Annotated in this window: 2 protein-coding genes; both read right to left on the bottom strand. The window is 56.1% G+C overall.

Translation table 11 applies throughout. From position 1 onward, the window contains the following. Positions 1–1,275: PAS domain S-box protein (locus tag CW742_RS11755; RefSeq protein ID WP_292420608.1), on the bottom strand; the 1,275-nt coding region annotated here is incomplete at its 3' end. A 73-nt stretch (positions 1,276–1,348) separates the two neighbouring features. Continuing rightward, positions 1,349–1,795: a response regulator gene (locus CW742_RS11750; protein ID WP_292420606.1), complete on the bottom strand. Its 447-nt coding sequence runs from the start codon at positions 1,793–1,795 to the stop codon at positions 1,349–1,351. Positions 1,796–1,801 lie beyond the last annotated feature (6 nt).

The raw sequence follows: 1,801 nt of genomic DNA, 5'->3' as shown, positions 1-1,801 counted from the left end.
GATGATGAAGTCCTGCCCGTCGTTTAACGGCTGGTAAATAACAACCCCGCTGCTCATGTTGTTGAAAAGGTCACGGAACCGCGCCTCGCTGTCAGTAAGAGCTTTCTCACCTTTTCTCATCTCGGTGACATCGGTGAGGACATTCAGGGAGGCAGGGGCGCCTTCATATTCGATCAGGTTGCCGCGTATGATCACGTTCCGGACCTGGCCGGTGGAGGTCGTTATCCCGATCTCGTAGGGTTCCACCGGCTCCCCCTTCATGCGTTGCGTCATCGTGGCAATGACCCGTTCACGGTCTTGCGGTATGATGAAGTCGATCAGGGATTTTCCGATGAGGTCTTCCACGGCATATCCCGTACTCTCGGATGCTGCCTGGTTCACGAAGAGAAGCTTTCCGTTGCGGTGCACCAGGATGAAATCGGGCACCTCCTCGACCAGCGACCGGAACTTACCCTCGCTTGCCTTTGCTATCTCCTCAGTTTTTTTCCGCCCGGTGATGTCCCGTATTACCTCGATCGCACCAACGCGGTTTCCGGTTGTGTCATACAGGTGTGTGGCAGTTCCCCAGAGATATGCGCCTTTTCCCCCGTGGATCCCTGCAACAAATGCTTCAGATGTTATACGGTCACCATCGCGCTGGACAATCGGATACCGTTTCAGGATCTCGGAATCGGGTTCGAGAACAAGATCGATCAGGAGCGGTCTTCTCTCACCGTAGAAGGGGATGCTGTACTCATGATCGCCCTTCCCCAGCATATCCGCAGCTGGAACACCCGTCAGGTCTTCCATGGCATTGTTCCATGCGATCACCGTGCCGGTAGTGTCTACTGCGAGCACCGGGTCGGGAAGGAATGCGAGGATATCGGCAAGGCGTTTCCGGGTCTCCTGCTGTGCCTGCTCAGCCGCTATCCTCTCCTGGAGGTTCTCCCAGAACCGGATGGCCCTTCGCGAGATATTCGGGATGTCCTCGAACACGGTTGCCGACTTGACGATATAATCAACGGCGCCGGATTTCCTGATATCAACGGCAAGACGTTCGTCCCCGTACCCGGTCATGACAATCAAAGGAGTGGTGACCCTGCCATCCTCCCGGCTGATGATGTCAATTCCCCTGCCATCGGGAAGATTCCAGTCCGCGATGATCAGGTCAGGGCAATCACGCGCGATAACCTCCCGCGCTTTTTTGAGGGTTGCGGCAGTATCGATTCGGAACTGCCCGGGGTCCTGGCGGAATGCCTGGAGAATGAGTTCGATATGGTCGCGGTCGTCCTCGATAATGAGGATGCGGATGACACGATCTGGTGCCCCTGTGGATTCCGGTGGTGCCGTACCCGTCTCCTCCCGAGTGTCAGTCCCTGACCGGTTTTGCGTTCCAGGTTATCCAGTAGCTCCCGAGATCTTTCATCAGTCGCGTGAAGGATTTGAAATCCAGGGGTTTGACAATGTAACTGTTCGCATGATAGTCATACGACTGGGCGATGTCACTCTCCGCCTCGGAACTGGTGAGGACGACAACCGGTATGCGGAGGAGTGGGGGTGTCGTTTTGATGGTTTTTAAGACATCGAGCCCGTCGACACGGGGAAGACGGAGGTCAAGGAGAACGAGGTCGGGCCTGGGGTTTATAGTCCTGTCGCTGTAGGTGCCCCTGTTGAAGAGATAGTCAAGGGCCTTCTCGCCATCCGGGACATGGTGTATCGTGCCTGCCCCCTGCGTATCCCGCATCCCGCGGATGACCAGTTCAGTATGGTCCTCGTTATCTTCGACAAGGAGGATATGAAAAGGCTCCCCGGTCAGTGCAGC

This window comes from Methanoregula sp. (assembly GCF_002835825.1).
Taxonomy (GTDB): Archaea; Halobacteriota; Methanomicrobia; order Methanomicrobiales; family Methanospirillaceae; genus Methanoregula.
This window is presented reverse-complemented; position numbering and strand designations above follow the sequence as displayed.